Here is a 5641-nt window from a genome sequence, read left to right as displayed (position 1 = left end):
CTTAGTTCATCAAGTTCTGATTGGTTTAACTGTGCAGAAGGGAAATCACTTGGTGTGTATCCTCCATTTTCTTCTATCTGGCAATATTCTATAATTGACCGAATAGCTTCCAAATAATTTTCTGCTAATTTTTCTACAGTATTATGGCTATGAACAGAACTACTGTAAGTCCAATTTATTTCTAATTCCCCTGATAATACCAGAGCATTAACATCTAAGAGGTGCTCGCGATTTTGTTTTAAACTCTGCTCATTTCCTATGGATTCTGTCCCAAATTTCCAAGCAGTTTCTGATTCTATTTGGTCAAATTGTCCTAGATAATTAAAACTAATTTCTGGAGTGGGAATTGCTTTTATTTTTTCAGTAATTTCTGGATTTGACAAATAACGTAATATTCCAAAACCAATACCACGATTGGGAATAGATCGCAATTGTTCTTTGATTGATTTAATTACAGATGCTATATGGTTATCCTCCGGTACTTGTAATAATACTGGGAATAAAGTAGTAAACCAACCTACTGTTGAAGATAAATCTACATCTTCAAATATTTCTTCTCTACCATGTCCTTCTAAATCAATTAATACCTTGGAGTTCTGAGTCCACTCTACTAATGCAATTGACAATGCACTCAGCAATATATCATTAATTTGTGTGTTGTAATTTTCGTTGATTGATCCTAATAAAATACTTGTGAATTCAGAATTTAATTTTACTGAAATATTAGCAGCACTACCAACTGTATTTTGTTGCTTATTCAGTCGATAATCTAATGGTAATGATGTCGTCTGTAACCAAGATTGATTTAGCCAATAGTCTAATTCTTGTTTGATTAAATCTGATTGTGCATAATTATTTAATTTTGTTGCCCAATCAATAAATGCTGTGGTTTTTGCTGGTAATTTCAGAGGCTGTTCATTAATTAATTGTTGATAAATTGACTCTAAGTCTGTCAATAAAATTCTCCAAGAAACACCATCCACCGCTAGGTGATGAATAATTATTAATAACCGTTCAGAAGTATCACCAGAATTAAACATTACCACTTGGATTATTGGCCCATTTGATATATTTAAACTGGCTTGATATTCTGTGGCTATTTTTTCTATTGCTTGTGGTTGTTCTTCTGGCGGATAGTCAGATAAATCAATGATGGTTAAGGGTACTTTATTCTCAAGTCCTTGGTTGGTTTGTTGATACTCAGATGCAACTTCTGTGAACCGTAAACGTAGAGCATCATGACGCTCAATTAATTTTTCTACAGCTTTTTCTAATAAAGAGGGTTTTATATTTTTGGGAGTTTGTAATAAAACTGATTGGTTGTAATGGTGTAATTCTTCTGTCTGTTCTTCAAAGAAAAAGTGTTGAATTGGTGTTAATGGTGCAACTCCAGTTACTATACCTTGAAAACATTTATAACTAGCTATTGTATTGGCAACTGTGGCCACTTCTGCAATGGTTTGATATTGAAATATTTGTTTAGCTGTGATTTGTATTCCTGCATTTTTTGCACGGGAAATTACTTGAATGCTGAGGATAGAATCTCCACCGATTTCAAAGAAGTTATCGTGAATGCTGATTTTATTTACTGGTAGGAGTTCTTCCCAAATGTGAGTTAAGATTTGTTCAACTTCTGTACGTGCTGCTACATATTCATTCTCTCGTTCACTTCCCGGTGCTGGTAATGCTTTATGGTCAATTTTACCATTGGGTGTTAATGGCAAGCTCTCTAAGGTCACAAATGCACTGGGTACCATATACTCCGGTAGTTGTCCCTTGAGATATTCACGTAGCTCTTTAGTTGGAATTTCCGAGTTTGCTACGGAGTAGGCTACTAGACGTTTATTACCGGTATTTTCTTCAAGAGCGATGACTACAGCTTGATTAATTTGAGGATGGCTGGCTAGAACTGCTTCTATTTCTCCCAATTCGATACGGAAGCCACGAATCTTCACTTGGTTATCGATGCGACCAAGATATTCAATATCACCATTGGGCAAATAACGAGCTAAATCTCCTGTTTTGTAAAGCCTTTGTTCTAGTTGACCATTAAAGGGGTTAGTAATAAATCGTTCATTATTCAAAGAGGAACGATTCAAATATCCTCGCGTTACACCTGCTCCACCAACATACATTTGTCCTGGTACACCCACTGGAACTGGTTGTAAGTTGTGATCAAGGATATACATTTGTAAATCCGGAATCGGACGACCAATAACGCTACTGGCTCTATTGGCATCAACCATTGTTAAAGGTCGATAAGTTACATGTACAGTTGTTTCTGTAATACCGTACATATTTACTAATTGTGGATGAGAATCCCCATGTCGCTCAAACCATGGTTTTAATAAAGGTAAGTCAATAGCTTCGCCACCAAAAATAACTAGTCGTAAATTCAGTTGTGGTAGTTTGTCACGGCAAAGTTCTTGATTAATTAATTGGTAAAAAGCAGATGGGGTTTGGTTGACGATTGTGACATTTTCAGAAGATAACAAGTTGTAGAAGCTTTGAGTATCCCGACTTATCCAATAGGGAACAATTACAAGTCGTCCACCATAAAACAAGGCTCCCCAGATTTCCCACACAGAAAAATCAAAAGCAATTGAGTGGAAATTAGTCCAAACATCATTGGCATTAAAGTTGTACCAAGATTCAGTTGCTGTAAATAAACGAATCACATTTGTGTGCTCAACTAAAACCCCCTTGGGTTTGCCAGTAGAACCAGAAGTATAGATTATATAAGCCAAATTATCCCAAGTTACCGCAGTTTCTAAATTCTCTGGGGAATAGTGGTCAATCGCACCCCAATCAGTATCCAAACAAACCACTTCCGCTTTATGCTCTGGTAAAGATTCCAACAATGAACTGTGAGTAATTAATACCCCAACACCAGAATCTGCCAACATATAACTCAAACGTTCTTGAGGATAATTGGGATCAAGAGGCACATAAGCCCCACCAGCTTTTAATATCCCCAATAATCCCACCACCATCTCAATAGAACGCTCTACACAAATCCCCACCAAAACTTCCGGTTCCACTCCCAATGTCTGCAAGTGATTCCCTAGTTGATTAGCTCGTTGATTTAATTGTTGGTAAGTTAATTGTTCTTGCTCAAACACCACCGCTACAGCGTCCGGTGTTTTTTCTACTTGCTCTTCAAATAACTGATGAATGCACCTATGTGATTGATAATCCGTTACAGTATCATTCCAGCCAACCAATAACTGATGACGTTCCGATTCACAGAGTAAATTCAAACTATCCACCTTTGTAAGTGGATTTTCCACAATTGCTTCTAATAGATTCTTCAAATGAGCAGCCATTCGCTCAATAGTTGAACGATTAAATAGGTCAGTATTGTACTCCCATTCACCTACAATTCCTTGGTCAGTTTCTGTAATTGATAGGGTTAAATCAAACTTGGCAATTGTACTTTCAAGTTGAATCGGACTTAAAGTTACACCTGGTAATTCTATGTCGGAAGATAATGTATTTTCCAACACTAACATTACTTGGAATAGGGGAGAATGACTTAAAGAACGTTGTGGTTGTAATGCTTCTACTACTTGTTCAAAAGGTACATCTTGATGGTCATAAGCTGTGAGTGTAGTTTCTCGAACTTGTGCAAGCAAATCTTTGAAGCTGGGATTATCCTCAAAATTGGTTCTTAAGACCAAAGTATTCACAAAAAAGCCGATTAACCCTTCAATTTCACTGCGATTGCGATTGGCTATAGGAGTTCCTACGACTATATCCAACTGACCACTGTAACGCTGTAGTAAAGTGCTAAACGCTGCGTACAAAGTCATAAATAAAGTAGTATCTGACTCACGAGACAGTTTTTGCAACTTCGTAGTTAAATCAGCATTTAGACTAAAACTAATACTACTACCTTGGTAACTTTGTACTGTTGGACGTTGGTAGTCAGTAGGTAATTGTAATAAATCAGGAGCACCACTCAACTGTTGCTTCCAGTAATCAAGTTGAGCAGAAAGTAAGTAAGTCGGCACAATAAAACCAAACTATGTGAAGAATAGTAAATAAGCCTAAAACCCTTGTTCCCCCTGCTCCCTGCTCCCTGCCCCCTGCCTTATCCAAACGATAATTTTTTACGCCAACCTACTTACTTCACCAGTTAAGTATTTTCTTTGCCAAAGTGCAAAGTCCCCATATTGAATTGGTAATTGTCCTAGAGGAGACTCTTCCCCTTGTATAAAAGCTTGATATAAACTCGATAGTTCTTGAGTAAATACCTCTATGGACCAATCATCGGAGATAATATGATGCATTGTTAATAACAACACATATGATGAGGTTGATACTTGCAATAAACTACATCTGATTAATGGTGCATTTTCCAGTGAGAAGGGGGTAGTTGCTTCAAGCTGTGCTTGTTCAATAACAGAATTTTCCCGTTGTGTTGTTTCTAATTGCTGTAAATCGATTAGATTTATGTTGATGGTGGCTTCTGGAGCAATTACTTGTATTGGTCTACCATTCTCATCAGTTTGGAAGCTTGTTCTTAGTACTTCATGGCGCTGTACTATTGACGCTAAAGCTTTTTGTAAACCATTAATATCTAAGTTACCACTAACCCGAATCGCTGCTGGCATATTGTAAGTGGCACTTTCTCCTTCCAGTTGGTTGAGAAACCATAGTCGTTCTTGTGCCCAGGATAGTGGTAATTGTTCGGTTTCAACTCTTGGTTGAATCGAGGGAAGGGTTAATCCATTATTGCTATTACGTAATTGGCTTATTACTTGGTTTAACTGACCAACGGTGGGGTTGGAAAATAATTCTCTTAGGGGTATTTCTATAGAAAAACTTTGTCTTACTCTCGATATTACTTGTGTTGCTAAGAGGGAATGTCCACCCAAACTAAAGAAGTTATCTTCTATTCCCACATTTTCTACTTCTATACTTAGAACCGAAGCGAAGATATTGGCTATTATTGATTCATTCTCTGTACGTGGTGCTACGTACTCATTTTCTCGTTCTTCAAAGTTAGGTGCTGGTAGTGCTTTACGGTCTACTTTTCCGTTGGGTGTTAATGGTAGAGCATCTAAGATGACGAAAGCGCTGGGTACCATGTACTCCGGTAGCTGTGTTTTGAGATATTCACGTAGTTCTTTGTTAGTTAAAGATTCTTCGGTAACTACGTAGGCTACTAACCGTTTATTACCAGAAGTTTCTGATGTGGTAATTACTACAGCTTGATTGATTTGGGGATGACTATGAAGTGCTGCTTCAATTTCTCCTAATTCAATCCGGAATCCTCTGATTTTGACTTGGTTATCAATGCGACCTATAAAGGTGATATTTCCATCACTTAAGTAACAACCAAGGTCTCCTGTTTTGTAAAGTTTATCTTCTGGGTTGGAGCTAAAAGGATTTGGGATAAATTTTTCAGAAGTTAGTTGCTGACGGTTGAGGTATCCTCTTCCAACTCCAGTTCCTCCGATGTAAAGTTCTCCTGGTACTCCTATGGGTACTGGGTTGAGCTGAGTGTCGAGTATGTAGATTTGTGTATTGGCGATTGGTTTACCGATGGGGATGGTGTTGCAATTTAATAGTTGTGGATTTTCACCATCATGAATCGGATAAAGAGTTACGTCATCGGAACATTCTGCTGGACCAT

At 37.5% G+C, this 5641-nt stretch carries 1 pseudogene; it reads right to left on the bottom strand.

Annotated features, from left to right (window positions below):
• Positions 1–5641: pseudogene (locus CALSC_RS27260) on the bottom strand (amino acid adenylation domain-containing protein); the annotation flags it as partial.

It is taken from the genome of Calothrix rhizosoleniae SC01 (assembly GCF_900185595.1).
Taxonomy (GTDB): domain Bacteria; phylum Cyanobacteriota; class Cyanobacteriia; order Cyanobacteriales; family Nostocaceae; genus Calothrix_A; species Calothrix_A rhizosoleniae.
The sequence above is the reverse complement of the archived record's forward strand: the minus strand, read 5'-3'. Positions and strand labels throughout refer to the sequence as shown.